The following is a 21,705-nucleotide window of genomic DNA, read 5'->3' on the forward strand; positions in this document are numbered from 1 at the left end:
AAGGAGAAGGACTATGGCGGACAACGACCAGAAGCGGCGGTTCCTGCGCAATCGGGGACGAGCAGCTCACCCCACCGAGGCGGCGAGTGCACCGAACTCGCTCGACGGGTCCCCGGCCGGTGCCCAGGCGAGACCGCAACCCCGACCGGCCAGGGCGCAAGCCAGCCAGGACGTGACCGACCTCGTCGGCTTTCTTCGCCAAGTCGACGGCCGCCGCGCTCAAGGGCATCCGGCCCCGGCACCGAAGGACCGAACCGAGGTTCTCGGCGCATTCCGGGGACAGCCCGCCGAGCAGACCACGGTCCAGATTCTGGCAGCAGCAGCAACAGCCCGGCATGTGGGCGCGCAGGCACAGATCACCCGCAAATGGGAGCAGCTCGCGCAGGAGAATGCGGCACGACTGGACGCACTGCGAGCACAGCAGTACCGGAAAGAGCAGCAGCGATATGTGCAGGTGCAGATGCCCCTGGACGAGATCGCCCGCCGCCTCGCCGAGCGGCAGGCCACCGACCGGGACGCCGACAACCGCGTCTTCGACGCCGCCGCCGCCGTCGCATTGACCTACGTCGCCGCCCGAAGTGTGCCGTCGTTCGACAAGCTCGCCGAACTGTCCGAACAGCACCTCGCAGTGGCCGAACCCACCGAGCAAGTCCCGGCAGCGGTGACCGAATCCCTCGCCCGCACCACCGACGAACACACCGCCGACTCCGACACCGTAGAGATGAACGTCGACAAGTCCGAGACCAACCCGGACGTGTCCAGCGACCCTGCCCCGCAGCCCGACCCGGCCGACGCAGTCGAAGAAGAAAACGAAGCGGATGTGTCCGACCAGCTCGAACGGATCGCAGAGACGGCACCGACGAGCAGTGGTGACCTGGGCAAGATCGGAGCTGCCCTCGAGTCCGCCGGCCGGGGTCTGGCCGCCGCGGTCGGCCCGGTCAACGGTGACGACGAGGTCGCTCCTCCCCTCTCACCCGTCAACCTGAACCAGCTCAGTCAGGAACTACTCGATGCGATCGGTGCTGCAGTGAGCAGTCACCCCCGATCGGTAACCGAGATGCTCAACATCGAACGCACGCCCGACCACACCAACGAGGCCGCGTTCGTCCCTGACACCGGCGTCGAACACAGTCACGAAGCAACGCTCGGGTACTGACCGAAGACAGCACTGTGGGGACCACCGGACGGTGGCCCCCACAGTCGTCATACTGCTACGCCAGGTCTGTGTAGAACGCGTAGATCGTGCACGCGAGGACGAAGACCCCGGTGCACAGGGCGCACAGCGCCATTCCCAGAGCCGTCCGCCAGTATTGGATGGCTTTTTCCTTGAACAGCGGGCTTTTGCCGAACCACATGACGGCGGCAAGACCGAGGACGAACACCAGCACCGCGACCATCGCCGTCCAGGTAGCCCACCGCCCGTATCCCACGGCTTGCGCAACCAGGTCCGCAGTTTCCCCGGCCGGGACGTACTCCCACAGGACCACCGTGTCCTGGTTGAAATAGAACCATCCGATCACAGCGACGAACGCCAAGACCACTGCTGCGTGCTGGACCCACCACCACCGGCTGCGGGGTGCGTAGCGGGACACAGCATCGAGGGCTTCGCCACGCACCTGCTCGGCAGGCAACTGAGCAACTCGCTCGCGCAGCTCCCCGACCGCGACCGCGGCCTGGTAGAACGCCAACTTCCGTTGATCGTCGCTCAATGACACTCCCCGCTCGTCAAGCCACTGCTGCTGTTCGTCACGGATCATCTGACGCCACTGCTCCCCGGCCGGTGCCAGATCCGGCTCGGGCAAAGATAGTTTCATGCCACTCCTTCGTATGTCGTAACCCAGCTCGTACCGGCCGAGGACCGCTCCCTCATTGCCCGGATCACCGCGTCGTACCCAGCTCAGGGACGTAGGACTGCTGACCGAAAGCTCGGACGACTGGGACACCGTGACCGTGGATGCCCACGGTTTCTCCTAGCCGTACTGGTTGATGATCGTGTCGACCAGATCGGACGGAATCGGGTCCGCGGGCATGGCCGGCCAGCCCATGAAGCTGCGGTCGGCTTTGGCGTTGGCCATCGGTCCGGTGTCGCCGTCGAGGATGACCTTCAGGTGGGGTTCGAGGTGCTGTACCCACCACGCGGACACCGCGGACATCGAATCCGACGCTCGTGCTTCCTCCCATGCCTGGTGTAGCGCGGTCAGTCGGGCCACGACCTCCGGGTACGCCCACCACCTCGCATCCCAGGACAGGCCGCCGTCGTTGTCACTGATCCGCCGGCGGATCACCGGCAGGAAGAAACCGTTCACCCAGTCGATGACGTTCGCGTACTTCGGCTCTTTCTTCTCCTGCGGTTCCGGAGTGGAGTCGACTGCTGCGGCCTGTTCCGGGGTCCACTCGTCGGCGGTGCCGTCTCCGGACTCGTTGCCGGTGTCCCAGCGATCATCGGTCGTGCGGGGCAGATTCACCATGCTCATTCCTTCGACATGAACTCGGACGTAAACAGGGCAGTGGTGCGGGAGGAATCCACGACAGGCGCGTCCACGGTGCGTGGTTGCTGCGGACCCTCACTGCCTAGGCGATCGGACTCCCCCACCGGCAGCGCTTTCTGTTGGGCAGGGCCGAGCTGCTTGCTGTCCTTCGTCGACTGACGGATCGCCTCGGCGAACAGCGAGTTCCCCCAGAACGCCTTGCGGACCAGGATCGGGGTGGAGCCACCGATCGTCACCAGCGCCCGGGTTTTCGGCAGCGCCCGCAGGTCCCGCTTTTCGAAGATGGTTTCCTTCTGCCAATTGCTCGACACACTCGCCTGACCGCTGGAGAACAAACCGGTAGGGCGGCTGCGAGACTCGGTGTCGACGTAGTGGGTGCCCACGGCATCGACCAGGCCGGACAGGAAGGCGTCGTCTTCGACGTTGCCGCCGTACCAGACGACACTGCACGCATCGACCATGGACTTGAAGGCTTCGCGGCCCCAGACCTTTTCTCCCTGGGAGGGGGACTGGAAGAAGGTGATGAGGATGATGCCGCGACCACCGAAGTGCGAGTACCAGCGGGGCAGGTCCTCGATCTTGCAGATGTTGGCGGCCTCGTCGAGCACCGCCGTCAGCGGGATCGGCATCCGCTCCGATTCCTGCTGCTCGGAGTATTCCTCGGCGCAGGTGAGGATCTGCCCGACCAGGGCACTGGAGATCGCCGAGGACGAGCCGGGGCCGTCCTTGGACAGCGCATACATCGTGTCGGTGCGGGTGACGAACTCGGCGGAAATGAACTCCGGCAGGTCGTGGACGTGCTCTCCGTCTGTGATGGTGACCCGGCCGGACTGGTCGGTGCCGATGACGACCCGGCGGTTCGGCAGGACTGCTTCGGCGTAGCGGGGCTCGTCCAATGGGGAGAGGAATCGGCGGGCCATGTCGTAGAAGCCGTCGCGTTGTTTGGCGTTGACGGATTGTTTGCCGCGCATCGTGCGGGCCAGCTCCGGGTAGCCGTACTGCTCGAGCACGGCCGGGGGGATCTGTGACTGGGTGTGGGTCAGCCACTCGACCACATGCCGGATGTCCCCGCCGACCAGGGCAGCGGCGAGCAGGTAGGAGGCGAACAGGTCGCGGGCGTTGCCGTCGAAGTAGGCATCGACGCGGGCACCGGCATCGGTGGCAGCGGAGATGAAGTAGCCGCATACCGCCGCAGCAGAAGGCAGGTCGGTGACGGTGCGCAGCGGGTTGAACCAGAAGCTCGCACGTTCTTGTCGGTTGCCGGTAGACACGCCTTGCAGGTCGAATACCCACACCCGTCCTGTTTCGCGGCGGATGCCGACGGTGTGGGAGTACACATCGCCGCGGTTCGAGGCCACCAGTGCCGCACCGGGGGCGTGGCAGATCGCCGGGATCGCGAAGCTGGCGGACTTGCCCATGCGGGCGCCGGCGAAGGCGATCGCTACGAACTCCCAGGTCATGCGCAGGGTGCGATCCCCGACCACGGTGTGTCCGAGGGGGATGCCGAGGTAGCCGGGGTGATTGGTGGGGATGGCCGGGGCGAGCCGGTCGGTGCTGGCGGCGAGGTATTTCGGGTCGGCCTCGTCGACCTCCTTCGGGTCGACCATCGTGCGGGCGAGGCGGTCGATGCGCTGTTCGAACTGCTTGCCCTTGACGGTCTCGAGCACTCCGAACCGGCGCAGCGCCCACCATCCGGCCCCGGCGAGAGCGGCGAGCAGGACCAGTTCGAGGACCAGGATGGTCGTCGCGCCGGCCGGCCAGCTCGTCGATCCGAACCCTAGGGCGAAGATCAGGCCGATCGGGTTCCAGGTGGGGTCTGCTCCCCCGCCGGTGTTGTAGGCGATCGTCGGCAGATAGGCCGCCACCACGAGGGCGGGGAACGCTTTGAGGAACACCTCGTCGGCGGCCGAGGAGCTGCGTGGTCGCTCGCGTCTGGTGTGTGCCATCGTTTGTGTGCCCCTTCTACTGCTGGAATCGGTAGTCGGTCAGTCGCCACCCGTCATCGGTGCGGACGGTGGTGGTGCGCCACAGTTGCGGGGTCAGGCGGGTGCTGCGCCCGCTGGCGTGCAGCACCGTCTGGGTACAGATCACGTCGATGACCACGGTGCGCATCCCGGCCGGGGCTGTCGGGGTGGTATCCGAGTGAGCGCAGACCGCCGTCACGGCGTCTTTCGCCGCTGCCCACTGCTGCCAATCGGCGTCCGGACGTACCTCGGCACGGCTGCCGGATTCGGCGACGGCGAGCAGGTCCCCGCCGAGATACGGTGTGGCCCGGATCAGGGCGTCGGTTTTGCTCTCGTCGATCGCGGGCTGCCAGGACAGGATCATCTGCATCGCGGTGATCGCAGTGTCGTCGGCGTCGATCTGCTGGGGTGAGAGCGGTTCGATCACCTGGTGGTCGTCGCTGCCCTCATAGACGTGCTGCTCACCTGCGGGGTCGATGCTGCCGCAGCCCGCCACTGCGACGGCGGCCGCGGTGCACACCGCCGCGACGGTGACTCGTGTGATCCTCACAGGCGTGCCTTCTTTCACTGGTTGCCCATCGCCCGGTACTGCGGTTCGGAGGCGATGATCTTGTCGGCGTAGGGGCGGGTCTGGACCACGTAGTCGGTGTGCCCGGTAGGGAATCCCCCGGAGTTCAGGACGGCGCCTTCGCCGGCGTTGTAGCCGGCCAGATACAGCTCGGTGCGCCCATTGGGGGCGGAGACCACCCCGTCGCCGATCCAGCCGTCGATGGTGTCGGCGATGGTGCACATGTAGTGGCCCTGGGCCATGACGGCATCGCCGATGCTGTTGACATCGACCCGGCCGTCGCCGTCGTAGTCGCGGCCATAGGACGCCCAGGTGCCCGGCATGAACTGCGCCGGTCCCATCGCCCCGGTGACCGACACCGGAGCGGAGTCTCCGTGGCGGAAACCGTTCTCGGCGGCGAGCTGAGCGGCGAGCAACGAGGGTGTGATCTGCGGGCAGATCGACCCGGCCCGCTCGATCCACGGAACGAACTCCGGTGGCACGGTCCCGTCGGCGAGCCGGTCGCCGATACCCTCACCGGAGATGAGGCAGTCGGCGGCCGCGGCGGTGGCGTTGCCGCTGCCACCGGGCAGCGATCCCCACGACACCAACGTCTCGTCGGTGCCCTGTCCCCGGACGGACACGTGCACGTGGTCGTAGTGGTTTTCGGTTTCGCTGCCGCGGTCTTCCATCAGGCTGGGGGTACCGCCGACCGGGTAGTAGGTCTGCCGCCAGATCACGTACTCGACATTGAAGAACTCTGCGTTGGCCAGGATGTAGTCGGTGATCTCGTCCCCGAGAGTCACCCCGTCGCCGGAGCGGTAGTTCGCGATCATCAGATCCACAGCCCGACCTTCGGTGTGATCGCTGGCGTAGCCGCCGTCGGCGCGCCACCCACCGATGCTCGCGATCCGGTCGCCGAAGCGCAGGTGCAGGGCGCGGGCGAGTTTCTTCGCATCGACCTGCAGGCCCTGCTCGGAGCCGGCCGACGGCGGCAACGGCTGCGCCAAGTTGCCCTGGGGCGGGGTGGACGGCACCGCGGTGGGCGGCCCGGCCGGGGTCTGTCCCGGTGCGGGAGCGGATTCGTAGTACGGCAGCGGGTCCACCGCCGCGGTGCCCCAGCCGCCGGGCCAGACTTCCCAGTGCAGATGCGGGCCGGTCGATTCCCCGCGATTGCCCACGGTGGCGATCTGCTGACCGGCGCGGACCTGCTCGCCGACGGCGACGGTGTAGGTCTCGATGTGCCCGTACACGGTGGATACGAGCTGACCGTCGATCACATGATCGAGCACCACCCACTGCCCGAACCCACTGGCGGGACCGGCATTGCGCACCACCCCGTCGGCCGAGGCGTAGATCGGGGTGCCGATGGCCCCGGCCAGGTCGATGCCCTGATGCTCGGTGCCCCAACGCGGGCCGAACCCGGAGGTGAAGGTGACGGTGGAGGGATCGACCGGCTTGATGAACGAGCCCATCGGTGCGAGCTTGTCGCCGGATCCGAGGCCGGAGCCGGGTCCGAGGCAGCTCGTGCCGGCGCGGCGGTCTTGTTCGTCCTGAATCCCCATCACGAGGACGAGGAGCAGGAAGAACGGAATGAGTGTGAGCGCCAGAATGAGCGCGATCAGGCCGGTACCCCCCTTGCCGTTCACCGCAGGCTCAGATCCTCGGCAACAACTCCGTACTTGCGTGCCAGCGCCCGGTTCAGGTCCTGCGCCAGTGCCAGTTCCGCTTCCAACGCGGCGACTTCCTGCGGTGTGCGGCGAGGGCGACGGCCGGAGCGGTTGACCCAGCCCCGCACCGTCGTCTCGGCCACATCCAGCTGCGCAGCGGCCGCTCGCGTAGCAGCGGTGAAGCTGACCCCTGCCTTCATGCGCCCCAGGACCGTCTCGATCGCAGCCTCACGAGTGAGGTCATCGACCAGGGTGTACCGGCGACGGCCGCGACGCTCCCGCCGGCTCATGCGGCGAACCCCTTGGCTCGGTCCTCATCGGCAGCCCGCAGACGGGCATCGGTGTCGTGAATCCCGGAATCCTTTTCTGCCTGGGGCACCCACACCTTGAACGGGGTGCCCGGTGTTGCGCCTTCGCCGAGCTTGAGCAGGAAATGCCCGACACCGGCGGCGGTGCGCTTGCTCTCGACCGCGCCGGTGCCGTTGTCGCCGGCACTGTTGCGGCGCGCCTGGCGCAATGCTTTTTTCTCCTCCACCGAGGAGGTGCTGTCGTTGGCCCAGCCGGTCACCATCGCCCGCTCAGCGCGGGAGAACTTCATGAAGCGGCCGAGTCGGTCGAGTTCGGCCTCGGGGACCGGGCCGACGATGCGGGCGCGGGAGCGTTCGATCATGCCCAGCGCCCCGACCTTCTCGAAGTCCGCGAGCGAGTGCGTGACCATCGTCATCGCCACGCCCATCGACCGCTGCAACCGCTGCACCGCATCCAGACGCGCCACCGCCGAGCTGCCGGTCTGGATCACCTGCCAGACTTCGTCCAAGATGATGTGCGCCGCCAGAGCCTTGGCACCGGGCACCTTGTTGTCGGCCAGGATGTGCGCCGCTTCTACCGCCGCGAACGCTTCGTTCCAGCCGGCGAGAAGCACAGCGGCTCGCATCAACTCATCGCCGGGCGGCACCGAGGACATGTCCAGGTCCACCATCGGCTTGGTGATGTCGATCCGCACGGTGCTGTGCCGGTTGAAGGTTTCTCCGAACCGGCCTTTGACCAGCGCGCGCAGCGAGCGCAGCAGCGGTTTGATCTGACCGCGGTATTCGTCGTCGGTGTCGGCCACCGCGTCGTCCTTCAGTTCCTCGGGTCCGGTCGAGATCAGCGTCAGCAGGTCCTCGAGGCGGGCTGCGTGGTCGTTGTCGAACTGCGAGTCCGGGGCGTAGAGCAGCCGGATCGCCGAGGCGAGCAGGGTTTCCTCGAAGTCCTTCAGGGGGCCGCGGCGGACGATCTCGAGCAGCGCACAGATCATGTTGAGCTGGCGAGCGTGCAGCGCGAACTCGGCCTTGTCCCGTTCGAGGGAACCGGCGGGCAGTTGCTCGATCGCATCGCCGATCGGGCCGCGATCGAGGGGGTTGATCGCGCCGGTGCCGTAGCCGACCTCGCTGACCTGCCCGCCGACCTGCTCGGTAAGCACCCGCAGGTCCGGCTTGACGTCACCGGGCACGAGCACCAATGTGCCGCGGGCGATGTCGCCGAGGGCGATCCGGCGCAGCAGCGTCGACTTGCCGAAGCCGTTGAGCGCGCAGATGAAACAGGATGGCGCGGTGATCGCCTTCATCTTCCAGGCGTAGAGCGGATCGAATCCGACGGCCGCGCCGGTGGTCAGATGCCGACCCAGCGGGGTACCCAGCAGCGGCGCTTTCGCGCCGACGATCCACGGGTAGATCCCGGCGACCTGAACCGAGGTACCGCGGTATTCGACCGGCGGCATCACCGTGGACATCCGGCCCCCACCGGCCCCGTCGAATCCGCGGTCGTCGAGATCGGCGAGCGGGCGGTCGAAGCCGTCGGAATTGATCCGGGTCAACCGCTCGACCGTCGCCCGACGGCTGTACTGGCGGTTGACCAGGCTTTTCTTCCATGCCTTCGTGAGCCCGGTTGCGGTGGCGGCCTGCTCTTCGAGCCGGGACAACTCGTCGTCCGACAGCAGAGTCTTGGCGATCTTCTCCGCTGTGAGCAGCCGCGACGATCTCGTGGCGTTGCGTGCACTCATGGATGTGCCCTTTGCGTGTTCAGTTGCTGAGGAAGCTGGGAATGGTGGTGTGGTCGGGGGCGATGACTCCCACGCCGAGGGAGGCCGCGAACGCTGCGGCCTGCCAGCACCACGAGCGGCGGATCGTCAGTCGGCTCTGACGCGAGAGGTCCTCGACCAGGGCGTCGATCTTCGGCACATCGGAGCTGCCGGCCGGTTCGGTCACGGTCACCAGCACCCCGAAGCGCACCATCCCGGCGCCACGGGCCTGTTCCATACGGGCCTGGGCCGTGGCCGCCAGCTCGATCTGCGACTTCGCCGAACCGATCGATCCGTTCTTGAGCGACCCACCATGTGCTTCGGCCATCGCGTTGCGGTAGTCGCTGTCAGCGATGTCGGTAGCTTCCCCGGCCGAATGCGGCCGATAGATCACCGAGACCCGCTTGAGCGGCACCGCCTCGTTCGGGGCCAACAGGCGCTGCAGCACCCGCTCGGTCACCGCCCCCTTGGGCGCTTCACGCATCTCCCAGGTCACCGACACCGCACCGTCGTGGACGTATTTGCCGCCGTCGGCGCTCTCCAGGGCAGTACGGGGACCGCAGTCCTCCCAGGTCAACCCCGTGCCCTCGCCGGAGTACACGCCGGCTTCCACATCGACGAGCGAGGCCGGGTCATAGGAGCGGCGCACGAACGCCATGATCTCGTCGGCATCCATCGGCGAGCAGGGCACACCGGAGCGTGCTGCCGACGCCGTCAGACCGGGCAGACGCCGGCCGAGTTCGACAGCCTGCTCGGAAGGGTCCTGTTTGCGTTCGGTGGTCTTGGCCTCGAAGGTGATCGCGATCCTCGCTGCGAGGCGGATACCGCCGGAGGTCAAGCCGGTGGCGAGCTGGTAGGCCGCATCGCGGGCCAGCTGCGGGGCATCGGCGCGGGTGTTCTGGTGCACCGTCTCGTACAGCTCGATGCCGGTCTCGGGCAGCGTCTCGACGGTGGTGACCACCGCGAGGATGTCCGAGGTCTCACCGGCCCCGGACAAAAACTGTGCCCAGTTGCCGACATAGTGGTCGATCACGTCCTGGTCGACGGCTTCGGCGCCTTGGGGATAGGCGTCGAAGACGACGGTGTAGGCACCCCGGCTGGGCATGTGGATCATGCCGAAGGTGCGCCCGTCGGAGTCGATGCCTTCGTAGAGCTCGGTCTCGCCGAGCACGCCGGGAAGACGGTAGGCCCGCCCGGGAACGCGGGAGAACGTGCCCGAAGCGTAGGCGTGCTCACCGCGGCGGCGGCCGCGCCAGAACTGGAATCGCATCAGTGCCCTTTCGTAGCCGGAGCGGCCGTCACGGGAGATGACCAGGGGGATGAAGCACACGATCACCGGGATGGCCAGCAGCAATGCGACCGTCATGCCGAGGAACAGACCCGCGATGATGACGGCCGCTGCAGCGAGGATCGCCGCGACCGAGGTGCCGAAGGTGGCTCCGAGCAGGCCGGTGCTGCGGGGCCGGCGCCAGTTGCCGTAGGTGTTGAATGTCGGCTCGTTGCTCACTGTTCGAAGCCCCCTCGGTTGAACTGGTGATCGGCTCCTGTCGCCACAGGCGCATCGAAGCCGGAGTGACCGGAACCGCCCGCTCCAGAACTGCCGGACGCAGCGGCGCCGGGGCTGCCCGAGTCGTTGCCCTGCGGGCCACCACTGCCGACGGCGGCGCTGCCGCCGGCGGACGGAGTTCCGTTCTGATTGCCGCCTGCCTGTCCACCCCCGGCACCCCCTGCGGCACCGAAACCCGACGGGGTAGCCCCACTCGGAGAATTCGAGATGCTCGATGAGGTGGTGCTGGTGGTCGCTACGCCGGATGCTGCGCCGCTGGCACCGCCGGTGGCGATCATCCCGCCGACCTTCGCGCCGACTGCGGCCGCGCCGGCGGCTGCGGCCAGGCCGCTGCCGCCGCCCCCCAGTGCGCCGACGTTCGGGACGATCAACCGCATCAGGGCGGGCAGCACCAGCGCCGCAGCGCACAAGGTGATGACCCCGGACAGGGCCATGAACCCGTCGCCGTTCTCGGGGTCGGTGATGGTCGGGGTGGCTTCGAGGAACAGGATCGCCGAGACCCCGATCACGAACGCCCCGACCGGTTTGACCAGCAAGAACGCGATCGTCCAGGCCAGCATCTTCTCGTATGCCTGGCTGCCGACCTTGGTGCCTCCGGCCGCGCCGGCGATCGGCAGCGCCGCTGCCATGAGCACGAGAATGCCGGTGCGCAGCAGCATCAAGAACGCCATCATCAACCCGCCGAGCATGCCGATGATGCCGATCAGAAACAGCAGGCCCACCCCGGCCGGACCCGAATACAGGTAGATCGAGACCATCGCTTCGGCCAGTCGGGACGGGTCGGAGCCGACCGCACTGTCCATGAACCACGCCGAAATCTGGTCCGACAGTTCGGTGCCGAGCACGATCAGCGTCGATGCTCCCCCGGCGAGCAACGCCGCACGGCCCATCTGCTTGAGGCCCTCTTCCGAGGTGTCGCGGATCGCGCCGGAGCGGGCCAGTGCCAGCCGGCCGCCGAGCAGGATCAGAGACAACGACAGGGCCGCGACCTGGATGTAGAAGGTGTAGTCGTTGACTGTCGCTACCGTCGTCTGGAAGGTGTCCCCGTCCATTTCGGTGCTGGTGATCCACCATCCGAGCGCGAACTTCAGCACCGCGACACCCGCGTTGCCGATCCACAGCGCCGTCTTCTCGACCGCACCCTCAGCGACGCCCCCGGCGACATCTTCGATCGTGCCGATACCTGCATCGACCGCGGTGCCGACCGCGTCCCCGCAGCTGGGCAGGTCCACGTCGCCGATCTGATTGGCGATCCAGCCACCCACGGTGCCGGCCAGCATTCCACCCGGGGTGCAGGTCAACGTGCCGAGGGTGGTCTCCAGCTGCTCGAGTCCTGTGGCTTCCTCGTCGTCGACCTGGGACGAGTCGTCAGTAGCCGGAGTGAGGGAGGAATCCGTCTCCTGCGCTGCTGCGGTGTGTGCTCCCACGAGGGCGAGGACACCGACAACACACGTCACGGCGACAACCTTGATCAGTGCTGTCCACAAGCTGCGGGTCACCACCATTGTTGCCACCCGTCCGCCGAGAGGGATTCGTACTCGACACCGAGAGCGGTGGAATCGGCCTGGAGCACCCAGCCGGTGCCCTCACGCCAGACCATCGGGATCTTTGAGACCGCGATCTGGGTCGAGCCATTGGGGCGTTCGACGGTGTAGCCGAACTTCACCAGAGTCAGATCAGGGTTGAACAGCACGTTGACCATCGGCATCACCGACGCCGGCGTGTCGTCAGCAATCCCCAGAGCGGAGAACTCGCCCTTCGGGTCCGACACCAGTCCCGCCTCAGTCGCCATTTTCAGCCGGTTCCCGCCCGCGTAGGCATAGCCGAAGTAGTGGGCTGCTGCGAGTGCCGCTCCTTGCGCGGTGCGAGAGAACCCGGTGGCGACACCGTTGTCGGTGAACGCGGTGGGGCCATCGGAGGTCGAGAACGGAAGGTCCATGTTCCCGTGGATGCGCTGGAGCATCACCCCGCTAGGGGCCTGGTCCGCCGGACGGTTCGAGCTGGCCAGGGTGTCGGACAGGATCACGCCGTGGGGCTCGAGCGGCACGTAGATAACACGGTTGCCTTTGTCGAAGACCGGGTCCGGCTCGAACAGTCCGTCCTTGTCCTGGGCGGTGGCGCTACTGCCGGTGGTCGGATCGAGAGAGACCAACGGCTCTGCGTCCTCGCCTCGGAAGACCATCACCAGGCTGACCACGACACCGACGACGACGATGATGGCCACCGCCGCCAAGCCGATGGTGAGTTTGGTGGCCGACGATGCGCGTTCGTTCTCGGCGTCGAGCGAGGGAGTGTGCTTCTCGTGGGTCGAGTCGGTGGTGTTCTGCTCGGTCACTTGCGGGTCTCCTCGAGGTTGACCAGCTCCGACGGCACTTCGTCGAGAGCGGTGATGGTGGCGGCGGTCTCGCTGGGCAGGTTCAATCGCCAGTCGTCGTCGACCCACACCACTTGGGTGGTCGAGGATGCGAGCGAGTCATCGGAGAAGCGCTGCACGACACTGACGGTGGCGGCGGTGTCGCTGTAGTCGTCGATGGTGTAGCCGACGATGGTCGGCACCATCTCGGGGTCGGTTCCCGAAATCTCCACCAGGGCGCGGTGGGCGGCGTACAGGTCGCGGCCTTCGCCGGGTGCGGCGACACCGGCCAGGATCTGGGGCCAGGTGCGATCGGAGGCGGTGGACAGTTGCACCGACTGGGTGATCGCCGCCAGCGCCGCTCCCTGTGGGGTGTGGCTGAATCCGGCGAAGGGTTCCCATTCACCATTGCTGGGGCCGTCGGTGGTGCCGATCGGCACCTCGATGCCGCCGACGGTGATCCACCGGTTGATCTGCGGTGGATCGGTGATCGACAGCTCGGACTCGGGGGTGTGCGATCCTCCGCAGCTGGTGGCAACCAACGCCACCGCGACCATTGCTGCTCGCGCCCACCGACGCATCATCGTTCGTTCTCCTCGTTGCCGGATTGCTGTTGCTGTTGCATCTGTTCGAGCTGGTCGATGACCGTCGGGGAATGGCCGCTTCCGATCTGCTGGGCTTGGGGCCCTTGGGCGGTGGCCAGCAGGATCGTGGCGATGGTCGCGGCCACGCCGCCGGCGAGGATCGCACCGATGTTCGCCGCGACGAACTCTGCGGCGGTGGGGGATTCGATGCCGGCACCGTGCTTGTGGTCCCAGGCCAGCCGTCCGCCGACGAAGATCACTTTGGCCACGCACAGGATGAAGACGATCCCGGCCGCGTAACCGAGCAGCGTTTGGAAGCCGTCGACGACCTCGCCGGGAAGGGGCACGACCCCTTGGGCGGATACCTGCATCGCGTAACCCCCGCCCTATGCCGCAGAGGTGACGGCGCCGAGGATCTGGTTCGCCGAGATCGCCACGATCGCACCGACGAGCGAGCCGACGAGCATCTTCGGCGAGTCCCCCGAGCCGTGCTGCCACTTCTCCCACGCGAACTTGCCGCCGGAGAAGATCAGGGCTGCCACGCAGGCGAGCGTGACGCCCCACAGCAGCCAGTTCAGCAGCTTGAGCAGGCCGTTCGCGCCCGGAGGCACTTCCGGGTTGATGTCGAAGTTGACCGAACCTTGCGCCAGATACGCAACGTCCACGACGGTCTGGATCATGAGTGTGTCCCTCCGGGTGATGACTGCACCGACCACAAGGTCGGCAGGGCGGATTGGAGTGCTGTGACGATGCCGACGCCGGCAGCGATCACGTCCTCGGGAACGTCGATGACCGCTCCCTTGGTCTGGATGGGCACGCCGTCGAGGGCACGCCAGGTGGGAAGGCTCGACCGGGCGGCCGAGGCCAGGAAGCGATGCCAGCCGATCGACCAGTGCGCAGCCACTGCGCCGGTGACGATCGAACGCAGTTGGCGCACCTGCTTCGGCGGCGGACCGGCGGCGTTGGCCACGGTGACCAGCCCGAGCAGCTCGCAGGCCAGGCCGCGGTTGCGGTGTTCGAGGATCAGATCGTGGGCGCTGGACAGGCCCTGGATGGTTTCGCGGCAGACGACCACCACATAGGGCGATTCGATCTCTCGGGCATTCCCGCACGGCCACTGACGCTGCGCGTCGTCGGCGAAGCTCCAGTACCGGGCCAGGGTGGACACGCCGGATCCGCCGTGCGCGCCGAGCAACCACACCGCAGGTCCGGGAGTGGCCACCGGGTACGGCTCGATACGAGCGTCGGCGCTGGTGTGTTCGCGGATGCTCATGCCAGCTCCCCCGCCCCGGCGTGCTGGCCGTCGGTGTCGCGGTCGCCGGCCTCGATGCGGCCGAAAGCGTCGAGTACATCGGTCCAGGCATCGATCGACTCGACCGACAGGCGGCGATGGTCGACGGTGCCGGGGCGAGCCAAGTTCGCATCGAACGGCACTTCGACGAACGCGGCGACCAGTGGGGACAGTGCGTCGCGGATCGGGGTCAGATCGACCACTCTCTGCGGGAGCTGGTGTGAGATCGCCACCACCGTGTGGGAGAGCACGTCGCGTCCGTAGGTGCGCACCAGCCAGTCGAGGGCGCCGCGCATCCGGGCCAGCGGTTCGGCACGGGGCGGCACCGCGACGACGATCGCAGCGCCCGCCTCGATCAACGGGGTCAGACGAGGTGACCGCACGGCGGTGCCGACATCGTGGATGCGGGCCAGATGCCGATCAGCGAGCAGGCTGTCCACCAGCACCGAATCCGAGGATTCGCCGTGACCGCCGACGACGACGGCCCCGGCACTGCTGACGGCCATGTGGGAGCCGAGCTGGCGGATCGCCCGCGCCGGGTCGATCGGTTCGACCCCGGCGCGGTCGAGCAGGTTTCCGCCACCGACGGTGCCGTCGATCGCCGCGACCTGTGCATCGGTTCCCAGGCGCAGGGCGGTGGCCAGGCCGAGGCAGGTCGTGGTCGCGGCCGCTCCCCCGGAGCCGGCCACCACGATGGCCGAGAGGTGTTCGGGTTGCTCGATTTTCGGGCTACGGCGAAATGCAACAACGTTGTTCATCGGTTCTCCACGTTCGCGATCTTCATGCCGCCGTCGGCGGGCATGGTGGTGATCCACTGCTTGTGGATGCCTTCGTCTCCCACGGGCGGGAATTTCAGGAGCACATCGACCGACCAGCGGTTGGGGTCCTCGGTCGGCAGCACGGTCACGCAATGCTCGGTCCCGGCCGGAACGGCGTCGATGAAGCTCTGAATATCGCTGCCGGGCAGGACCATCAGCTCTGCGACGGCCTGGCCGTCCCGCTGGACGTAGTAGGCGTGCTCGAATGCCTGGATCACCGCCGGGCCGGAATCGCGTCCACCGGGGCCGTTGCCGACGATCCGGTCGGGTTCGTCGACCGGGGCGCACCACAGCGGCGGCGCCGCGGTCGCGGTCGTCGAGGGGGTGGTCGAGGGCGAGGCCACTACCGAGGAGGACGGCAGCGGCGGCGCCTGTGGTTCGTCGGTGCTGCCGGTCATCGCGGTCACCACCGCAGCGGAGACCACCGCCAGCACGGCGACACCGCCGCCGACGAGCATCCAGGTGCGGGACCGATCGCCGCCCGGCTTCGCGGGAGCAGCGGCAGCGGTGTCGGTGACCGGCACGGCGGGGGCGCTGGTGGGGGCCTCGGCCGACTCGGGGGCCGGAGTCGGCCGGGGAGGGCGGGCACGGCCGATCGCGGACTTGAGACCCCCACGGCTGCGCTGCGAGATCACCAGCGGACCTCGCGGAATGTGGACGTGCACCCAGTCCGGGGCATCGGCATAGGGATCGACCTCGGTTGCGGCATCGCCGTTGTCGGCAGGGTCGTGGGCCCCGGGATCGGGGAGAGAAGGTACGTCGGGATCGGGCTCGCCGGTGGTGTCGGCGGTGAGAATCGGTTCGAGTTCGGTCTGGATCACCACGTCGGCATCGACCGGTTCGAGGTCCGATGCCACTACCGCGTCGGCGATGGTCTCGTCCGGGATCGGGAAGTGCAGCGATCCGGTCGCAACGGTCTCGGTCGGAGTCGGCTGCGGCCCGTAGTGCTCGGTCACGTCCGGGAAGAGTGTTCCTCGATTGTCGGTCGACAAAGTGTCCTCCGTCGTCGGGTGGTGGGGGCGGGGCGTGCCCGCCCCCACCGAAAGCTGGTCGAGCAGGTCAGGCCGGCACGATGCCGTCGCCGATCGCGGTCGAGATCATCTCGGCGGCAGTGCCGGCCGAACCGCCGAAGAAGGTGTCCAGAGCGCTGTCCACACCGGCGATCACGCCTTCACCACCGGGCTGGACCTCGACCCACTCACGGACCTGCGAATCGACCTGCGGAGCGGTCTGCACGACGTTCTGAACTGCGTCGGCGGCGGCCTGTCCGACCGGGCCGGAGGACTGCCACTGCTCGACCGTGGAACCGGCCTGCTCGGTGAGCACGTCTTCACCCACGTCCGGCAGCTCCACCTCGATGGGCTGACCTTCGTCGTCACCGGCACCGAAGGCGGTTCCGGCAGCCAGACCGGCCGCGCCACCGAGCACTGCGCCGGGAACCGCGCCGACCGCAGCGCCGATCGCTGCTCCGGCTGCGGTACCGGCGACACCGGTAGTGACCTCGGGCAGCACCGGGATCGGCAGCGGCACCACACCACCGGCGGTGGCACCGGCGATACCGCCGATGGTGCCGCCGATCAGGGCACCGGGAACGGCACCGGCCGCCCCGCCGGCTGCCGCACCGGCCACCGTCGCGCCGATCTGAGCAGCAGCGACACGATCGGCACGGCTGGCTTCGATACCGATCGACTTGTAGAACGTCGCCACGTCCGACCGGATCAGACCGGCGGTGTTGTTGGTGCGCTCCCGGTCGTCGTCGGTGACCCAATTCGGCTGGTTGAAGTGGACATCGCCGATCATGATCTTCTCGGGCGGAGCGATGTAGATCGGTTCCGGCTCGACCGGCTGCGGGGCACGCAGCTCCAGCGGGTTGATCGGCGCCGGAGTGGACTGCCGCTCATAGCGGTTGGTGTCGTAGTTGTAGTCCGGCAGCGGCGCGTACTCGCGCTGCTGCGCCGGCGGCGGGGTCCAGTAGATCTGCTTGGCCGGCGGCTTCGGCGCGCTGGTGGTGCCGCCCTGAGTGGACGGTGCCGGGGTGGTCACCCCGCCCTGCGAGGGCAGCTCGACCGGAGCTGCCCAGGCCACACCGGTGCCCGCTGCCACGATCGCGGCGGCCGTGGCAGGCACGACGCTCGCCTTGGCGATCCGTGACGGCCTGTGATGCTTGCTCATCAGTGGTTCTCTCTTCTGTCGAGGCGTGAATCAGTTGAGTTCGGCGGCCGAGATGCCGCCTTGATCGAGCACCGTCGGTCCCGCGTCGACCACAGTCGTGGTGGTCACGGCCGGTTCCGAGGTGGTGGACGTCGCCGTCTGCGACGACGGGGTGGTCGAGGTGGTCGCCGACGGCCGGACCGTCGTAGTGGTCGGCGTCGTCGCGGTGGAGGTCACCGTCGTGGAGGTGGTGGAGTCGGCCGCAGCGCTGAGGTCGGATGCCACCGCAGCGAGCCAGGAGGCAGCGAACCGGGTCGGGGCCTGTCCGCTGGCAGTAGCCGGGACCGACCCGTAGGAGCCGTGTTCGGCGGCGACATTGCGCACCGTCGTCATCGCCACCAGGTCGAACGCGTCCCGGTTGGCCTTGACCTCGTTCTGCACGACCTGGAACGCCTGCCGCACCAACCGCTGCGAGGTCGCCGGCGGGACCAGCTCGGGCAGCACACTGACCGTCTTGGCCGCGAGCACACCGAAGGCCGCAGCCGGATTGGCCAGCCCAGCCGCCGCGACCGCCGCGATCGTCTCCGGGGTCAGCACCTTCTTGACGACCGTGACCGCCGCATTGATGCCGATCAGCCCGACCTTCATCAACGCTGCCGTGACTTCCTGCCCCGTCGGCGGCGTCGCCCGAGGATCGGATGCCTCGGCCAGCCGCTGCGAGATAGTCTTCTTCGGCTGGACCGAGATCGCCGACAGCGCGCTCTTCGGCGCCTGAATGTCCTGGTTGACCACATCGACGGCGGTCTTGAACGCCGTCGACGCCAGCGCCCGTCCGACCGTGGAGATCGCGACGAACGGATCCCCGCCGACCTCGACCTGACCGGCGACGTTGACCACCGCCCGCACGACCGGGGCGTTCGCCGGCGCATCACAGGCCAGATCCCCGCCCTGGCACCAGGACGACACCCGCCCCGACAGGCTGCCGTAGCTGCTGGTCAGATCGGCCACCGGCCCGATGCCACCTCCTTCGGGGGCGGTGAACGACACCGACGACAGCGCCTTGACCGCCTCTCCCCTGGTGCCGGGAACCGGCGACGGGGCCATCTGCGAGGTCCCGGGGAACAGTCCCGATCCGGGGCTGCGGGTCGGCGCGCCGAACAGGGCACCGGCTGCGACCGAGCGGGCCGGAACGACCCCGGTGCCCTTGCCGACCGACCGCAGGAAGTTCGACGCGGCATGGGCGCCCTGGGAGAAGCCGACGACGGCGAGCTTGGCCGAAGGGCACTGCGAGAGCACCTTCTGCGCCGCCAGGGACAGATTCTCCTCCCCTGCCGTCACCGACTCGACATACGACTCGGTGCCGCCTGGCGTCAGGCCACCGAACGAACCGGGATACGGCACATACGCCCGATCGACGCTCGCGCCCAGCTCACGGGCCTGATCGAGCAGCGGACCCATGATGTTCGAGAGCATTCCGGTATCGACCTTCACCGGCGCGTCCGGCGACGTCTCGGTGGTGCCCTGCATCCCGAGCACGTACAGATCCGGGCAGTCCGAGACCAGCTCACCGAGCCAGTGCGGTTCATCGCCTGTGCTCGACTGGGCATAGGCCGGGGCGGTACCCAGGCCGGCAGTAGCCAGCACAGCCGCCGAAAATGATATGGCCGCAAAGCGTTTGGGCCACGCGCTCATATTCCCCTCCTTCACGGCTACGACCTTACTCCAGATCGAAGTTATTTCCCACAGTTATTTCCTACAGAATGTCGGCGGCGATTTCCACCCAGCTGCGCATATGCGGCAAAGTTGGTGCGAGAGTTACCGGAGTGGACCCGAGACGGAGGTGAGAGTGCCGCGCCGCGCCCTGTACGGGTTCGATCCCACCCGGCTCACCGAGGTGCGCCGCGAACGGGGCCTGTCCCGCTCCGATCTCGGACGCCTGTCCTCGGTCACCTACAACACCGTTCGCAACTGGGAAACCGGTGAGAGTGCACCGAGCCCGAGCACACTGGAGCGAGTGGCCGAAGTCCTCGGAGTCACAGTGCACGAACTCGCCGTCGTGCCAGAGCAAGCGCAGACCCTCGCCAGCTGGCGGACTCGCAGAGGTCTGGCACAGTCCGACATCGCCCAGGAGCTGGGTATGTCGAAGTCCACCTACTCCCGGCTCGAACGAGGCGAACGCTCCCCGACGAGTGACGAGAGGCGGAAGTTGGCGACCATTCTCGACACGAGCGAGGAGCAGGTGACGTCGCTGTGGATGCGCGCTCACCGCAGACCGGGCGGATCACGCTGACACCACCGGCACCCTTACCTGCGTTCATACGTTTGACCGACCAAGCGGAAACCCCCATACGTCTCTATCACAATAGTAATATTACCGTGGTGATAGGCAATGGGCGCGGAGGAGTCCCCTGGCGGCGATTCTGATCGCCGCCGGGGTGGTTGTAGATTTGACGAGCCCGGTTCACCTGGGCCGTTGTTGATTCCCGATGAGGAGGTGGGCGTGGCGACATTCGCCGAAAAGCTCCGCTATCTGATCGACAATGTGCACCCCAAAGACCGAGGCCCGTTCACCATGAACGAGATCGTGGATGGCATCCGGCGCAACGGCGGCTCGATCACCCAGGGCTACATCTCCATGCTGCTCAACGGCCAGCGCCCCAACCCCGGACTCAAGGTCGCCCAGGACCTCGCCGACTTCTTCCACGTCCCGCTCCAGTACTTCGCCGACGACGACTCGTTCGAGCAGGCCGTGCGCTACATCTCCTGGGTGCAGTCGCTACGAACGAACGACGTGGCATCCGCCGCCCGCGCGTACAACCCCTATGACACCGGCGTCGGCACCGACGAACCGAAGCGCCCCTAGGAGACGAGGTTCGCGACCGCGAGGTAGGTCAACGGGGCGATAGCCAGTCCGGTGGCCGCACCGACCGCTATCTCCCTGCTCGTGTGATGCCCCAGTTGCATCCGGGACCAGGCGATGGCCGGCGCGAGAGCAAGCCCTGTCCACCACCAGGGGCTGAGCCCGACCGCGAAAATCGCTACGACGCCGCACCACACGCCCATGTGCACCGACGCCTTGATGCCGACCATGCTCGTCCAGACAGCGACACTGACCAGAGTCGCTATGGCCGCACACGTCAACGCGATCATCTCGACCGGGCCCTGCGCGACGAGCTGCACCACGAGAGCTGTGACGACCAGGGCAAGTATCGCGAGGATCAGACCATGCCGTTCCGAATGCTCCGTTACGTGATGGTTCCCGATGCGCTCGCGCACCATCCCCCACACGATCAGCATCATCGGCAGCACCCCGGCGAACAGCGCGACGAAAGCCCCCCACCCGGGGTGTCCGATCAGGATGCCGAGCGTCAGGCACGATGCGACATTGACCGTCCAGGGCGCAGCGATTTCGGTCAAGCCTCTGGCTACCACATCCTTCAACGCTGCAACTCCACCTCACCGGAAGCGCGAAGCACCTCGAACGCCTTACCGACTGCCCGCACCCACTTCACCGTGTCGGTCCCGCTAGGGGGTCGCAGCCCGTCGACCCCGACGCCCCCGGATTCACCGGTGCACACCCATCGCGCGATCGACTCCGGTGTCGCCGGCCTGCCCCGTTCCGGAAGCCCGTCCTCGTCGGCCTGCATCGACAGCGCGTCGAGCACTTCACTCGCCCGATCCGATACCTGCCGAGCCGGAACGAGCGCAGACCACGATTCCCGCATGACTCCGGGCCAGCGCTGCTTCACCAACACCTGGTACAGCTCCGCGAAGTCCCTCCGCTGCGACCGGCCCATGAAGAACCTCTCGATGGACGCCCACGTAAAGCCCAGCATCGTCAGCACAGACCCCACCAGCGCCAGCTCGGTCGACACATCGAACACGTGGGTGGAGGGTTCAACCCACCCCGCACGGGCAGCAACGATGTACCCGGCGCGCATCCACGCATACACCGACAGAACGGCGACCCCCACAGCCACGATCGCCAGACCACGTCCGGCGGGAGTGCCGAGATCCCAGCCGTGCACCACCACCACCGTGATGATCGTGCACAGCACAGCAGCTACGACCATCACGAAGGCCGCGGACTCCGCATAGCCCGGCAGATGACCGTAGAGCTGATCGAACTGGTAGCCATCTCTCGCCTGCGGAGCATCAGCTGCGCCGAGAAACAGGACCACAGCCACAACAATCGCACCGACCGTACCCAGC

General features: G+C 67.5%; 23 protein-coding genes. 3 read left to right on the forward strand and 20 right to left on the reverse strand.

From position 1 onward, the window contains the following. Positions 1–13 precede the first annotated feature (13 nt). A complete protein-coding gene (locus RZ1_RS24715; protein WP_072815180.1) occupies positions 14–1,156 on the forward strand; it encodes a hypothetical protein in 1,143 nt (380 codons plus the stop codon). A gap of 55 nt (positions 1,157–1,211) precedes the next feature. On the opposite strand, the gene RZ1_RS24720 is transcribed toward RZ1_RS24715, so the two are convergent. From RZ1_RS24720 to RZ1_RS24805, 18 genes are all read right to left on the reverse strand, one after another. Continuing rightward, positions 1,212–1,814, reverse strand: a complete 603-nt coding sequence (locus RZ1_RS24720; RefSeq protein ID WP_072815181.1) for a hypothetical protein — start codon at positions 1,812–1,814, stop codon at positions 1,212–1,214. 156 nt (positions 1,815–1,970) lie between these two features. Then, the gene (locus RZ1_RS24725; RefSeq protein ID WP_072815183.1) at positions 1,971–2,468 is read right to left on the reverse strand and encodes a DUF4913 domain-containing protein; all 498 of its coding nucleotides are present in this window, start codon (positions 2,466–2,468) and stop codon (positions 1,971–1,973) included. A 2-nt stretch (positions 2,469–2,470) separates the two neighbouring features. Further along, positions 2,471–4,435, reverse strand: coding sequence for a type IV secretory system conjugative DNA transfer family protein (locus RZ1_RS24730; RefSeq protein ID WP_072815185.1), 1,965 nt, complete (start codon positions 4,433–4,435; stop codon positions 2,471–2,473). A gap of 16 nt (positions 4,436–4,451) precedes the next feature. Continuing rightward, on the reverse strand, positions 4,452–5,003 hold the full coding sequence (locus RZ1_RS24735) for a hypothetical protein (protein WP_072815226.1): 552 nt from the start codon (positions 5,001–5,003) through the stop codon (positions 4,452–4,454). Between the two features lie 14 nt (positions 5,004–5,017). Next, entirely contained in the window at positions 5,018–6,649 is a 1,632-nt protein-coding gene (locus tag RZ1_RS24740) for a M23 family metallopeptidase (protein WP_072815187.1), read from the reverse strand. Continuing rightward, positions 6,646–6,960: a hypothetical protein gene (locus RZ1_RS24745; RefSeq protein ID WP_072815188.1), complete on the reverse strand. Its 315-nt coding sequence runs from the start codon at positions 6,958–6,960 to the stop codon at positions 6,646–6,648. Before RZ1_RS24745 ends, RZ1_RS24740 begins: the two co-directional genes overlap by 4 nt. Next, positions 6,957–8,711: a putative type IV secretion/conjugal transfer ATPase gene (locus tag RZ1_RS24750; RefSeq protein WP_072815189.1), complete on the reverse strand. Its 1,755-nt coding sequence runs from the start codon at positions 8,709–8,711 to the stop codon at positions 6,957–6,959. The genes RZ1_RS24745 and RZ1_RS24750 overlap by 4 nt, the downstream gene beginning before the upstream one ends. A gap of 19 nt (positions 8,712–8,730) precedes the next feature. Further along, entirely contained in the window at positions 8,731–10,236 is a 1,506-nt protein-coding gene (locus tag RZ1_RS24755) for an SCO6880 family protein (RefSeq protein WP_072815191.1), read from the reverse strand. After that, entirely contained in the window at positions 10,233–11,801 is a 1,569-nt protein-coding gene (locus RZ1_RS24760) for a hypothetical protein (protein WP_072815193.1), read from the reverse strand. Before RZ1_RS24760 ends, RZ1_RS24755 begins: the two co-directional genes overlap by 4 nt. Beyond that, entirely contained in the window at positions 11,792–12,631 is an 840-nt protein-coding gene (locus RZ1_RS24765) for a DUF8175 domain-containg protein (RefSeq protein ID WP_072815194.1), read from the reverse strand. Before RZ1_RS24765 ends, RZ1_RS24760 begins: the two co-directional genes overlap by 10 nt. Continuing rightward, positions 12,628–13,233 (reverse strand): DUF8175 domain-containg protein, encoded by a 606-nt coding sequence (locus RZ1_RS24770; RefSeq protein ID WP_083583898.1) that lies wholly within the window; start codon positions 13,231–13,233, stop codon positions 12,628–12,630. The genes RZ1_RS24765 and RZ1_RS24770 overlap by 4 nt, the downstream gene beginning before the upstream one ends. Beyond that, entirely contained in the window at positions 13,230–13,604 is a 375-nt protein-coding gene (locus RZ1_RS24775) for a hypothetical protein (RefSeq protein WP_006553222.1), read from the reverse strand. Before RZ1_RS24775 ends, RZ1_RS24770 begins: the two co-directional genes overlap by 4 nt. 15 nt (positions 13,605–13,619) lie before the next feature. Next, positions 13,620–13,913 carry a hypothetical protein gene (locus RZ1_RS24780; protein WP_072815198.1) on the reverse strand — a complete coding sequence of 98 codons (294 nt, stop codon included), beginning with the start codon at positions 13,911–13,913 and terminating at the stop codon, positions 13,620–13,622. Continuing rightward, positions 13,910–14,506 carry a DUF6668 family protein gene (locus tag RZ1_RS24785; protein ID WP_072815199.1) on the reverse strand — a complete coding sequence of 199 codons (597 nt, stop codon included), beginning with the start codon at positions 14,504–14,506 and terminating at the stop codon, positions 13,910–13,912. Before RZ1_RS24785 ends, RZ1_RS24780 begins: the two co-directional genes overlap by 4 nt. Further along, on the reverse strand, positions 14,503–15,282 hold the full coding sequence (locus RZ1_RS24790; protein ID WP_072815201.1) for a hypothetical protein: 780 nt from the start codon (positions 15,280–15,282) through the stop codon (positions 14,503–14,505). The genes RZ1_RS24785 and RZ1_RS24790 overlap by 4 nt, the downstream gene beginning before the upstream one ends. Continuing rightward, positions 15,279–16,298 carry a DUF8176 domain-containing protein gene (locus RZ1_RS24795; protein ID WP_072815203.1) on the reverse strand — a complete coding sequence of 340 codons (1,020 nt, stop codon included), beginning with the start codon at positions 16,296–16,298 and terminating at the stop codon, positions 15,279–15,281. The genes RZ1_RS24790 and RZ1_RS24795 overlap by 4 nt, the downstream gene beginning before the upstream one ends. A gap of 103 nt (positions 16,299–16,401) precedes the next feature. Continuing rightward, positions 16,402–17,514 carry an insoluble domain protein gene (locus RZ1_RS24800; protein WP_174565242.1) on the reverse strand — a complete coding sequence of 371 codons (1,113 nt, stop codon included), beginning with the start codon at positions 17,512–17,514 and terminating at the stop codon, positions 16,402–16,404. A gap of 30 nt (positions 17,515–17,544) precedes the next feature. Beyond that, the gene (locus RZ1_RS24805) at positions 17,545–19,185 is read right to left on the reverse strand and encodes a cutinase family protein (protein ID WP_072815204.1); all 1,641 of its coding nucleotides are present in this window, start codon (positions 19,183–19,185) and stop codon (positions 17,545–17,547) included. Between the two features lie 154 nt (positions 19,186–19,339). On the opposite strand from RZ1_RS24805, the gene RZ1_RS30210 reads away from it, so the two are divergent. Together RZ1_RS30210 and RZ1_RS24815 are read left to right on the forward strand one after the other, a co-directional pair. Continuing rightward, positions 19,340–19,783, forward strand: coding sequence for a helix-turn-helix transcriptional regulator (locus tag RZ1_RS30210; RefSeq protein ID WP_072815205.1), 444 nt, complete (start codon positions 19,340–19,342; stop codon positions 19,781–19,783). 210 nt (positions 19,784–19,993) lie between these two features. After that, entirely contained in the window at positions 19,994–20,356 is a 363-nt protein-coding gene (locus RZ1_RS24815) for a helix-turn-helix domain-containing protein (protein WP_072815229.1), read from the forward strand. On the opposite strand, the gene RZ1_RS24820 is transcribed toward RZ1_RS24815, so the two are convergent. Together RZ1_RS24820 and RZ1_RS24825 are read right to left on the reverse strand one after the other, a co-directional pair. Next, the gene (locus RZ1_RS24820; RefSeq protein ID WP_225223363.1) at positions 20,353–20,910 is read right to left on the reverse strand and encodes a hypothetical protein; all 558 of its coding nucleotides are present in this window, start codon (positions 20,908–20,910) and stop codon (positions 20,353–20,355) included. The genes RZ1_RS24815 and RZ1_RS24820 overlap by 4 nt on opposite strands. A gap of 20 nt (positions 20,911–20,930) precedes the next feature. Then, the gene (locus RZ1_RS24825; RefSeq protein ID WP_139281967.1) at positions 20,931–21,680 is read right to left on the reverse strand and encodes a hypothetical protein; all 750 of its coding nucleotides are present in this window, start codon (positions 21,678–21,680) and stop codon (positions 20,931–20,933) included. Positions 21,681–21,705: the final 25 nt, after the last annotated feature.

The organism is Rhodococcus zopfii NBRC 100606 = JCM 9919 (assembly GCF_001895025.1).
GTDB classification, from domain to species: domain Bacteria; phylum Actinomycetota; class Actinomycetes; order Mycobacteriales; family Mycobacteriaceae; genus Rhodococcus; species Rhodococcus zopfii.

What these genes read in the sequence shown, in the direction of transcription:
- RZ1_RS24770 (WP_083583898.1), bottom strand. Translation starts at nt 13,233, where the DNA reads ATGATGCGTCGGTGGGCGCGAGCAGCAATGGTCGCGGTGGCGTTGGTT.
- RZ1_RS24790 (WP_072815201.1), bottom strand. Translation starts at nt 15,282, where the DNA reads ATGAACAACGTTGTTGCATTTCGCCGTAGCCCGAAAATCGAGCAACCC.
- RZ1_RS24730 (WP_072815185.1), bottom strand. Translation starts at nt 4,435, where the DNA reads ATGGCACACACCAGACGCGAGCGACCACGCAGCTCCTCGGCCGCCGAC.
- RZ1_RS24775 (WP_006553222.1), bottom strand. Translation starts at nt 13,604, where the DNA reads ATGCAGGTATCCGCCCAAGGGGTCGTGCCCCTTCCCGGCGAGGTCGTC.
- RZ1_RS24715 (WP_072815180.1), top strand. Translation starts at nt 14, where the DNA reads ATGGCGGACAACGACCAGAAGCGGCGGTTCCTGCGCAATCGGGGACGA.
- RZ1_RS24760 (WP_072815193.1), bottom strand. Translation starts at nt 11,801, where the DNA reads ATGGTGGTGACCCGCAGCTTGTGGACAGCACTGATCAAGGTTGTCGCC.
- RZ1_RS24800 (WP_174565242.1), bottom strand. Translation starts at nt 17,514, where the DNA reads ATGAGCAAGCATCACAGGCCGTCACGGATCGCCAAGGCGAGCGTCGTG.
- RZ1_RS24745 (WP_072815188.1), bottom strand. Translation starts at nt 6,960, where the DNA reads ATGAGCCGGCGGGAGCGTCGCGGCCGTCGCCGGTACACCCTGGTCGAT.
- RZ1_RS24780 (WP_072815198.1), bottom strand. Translation starts at nt 13,913, where the DNA reads ATGATCCAGACCGTCGTGGACGTTGCGTATCTGGCGCAAGGTTCGGTC.
- RZ1_RS24725 (WP_072815183.1), bottom strand. Translation starts at nt 2,468, where the DNA reads ATGGTGAATCTGCCCCGCACGACCGATGATCGCTGGGACACCGGCAAC.
- RZ1_RS24805 (WP_072815204.1), bottom strand. Translation starts at nt 19,185, where the DNA reads ATGAGCGCGTGGCCCAAACGCTTTGCGGCCATATCATTTTCGGCGGCT.
- RZ1_RS24750 (WP_072815189.1), bottom strand. Translation starts at nt 8,711, where the DNA reads ATGAGTGCACGCAACGCCACGAGATCGTCGCGGCTGCTCACAGCGGAG.
- RZ1_RS24785 (WP_072815199.1), bottom strand. Translation starts at nt 14,506, where the DNA reads ATGAGCATCCGCGAACACACCAGCGCCGACGCTCGTATCGAGCCGTAC.
- RZ1_RS24720 (WP_072815181.1), bottom strand. Translation starts at nt 1,814, where the DNA reads ATGAAACTATCTTTGCCCGAGCCGGATCTGGCACCGGCCGGGGAGCAG.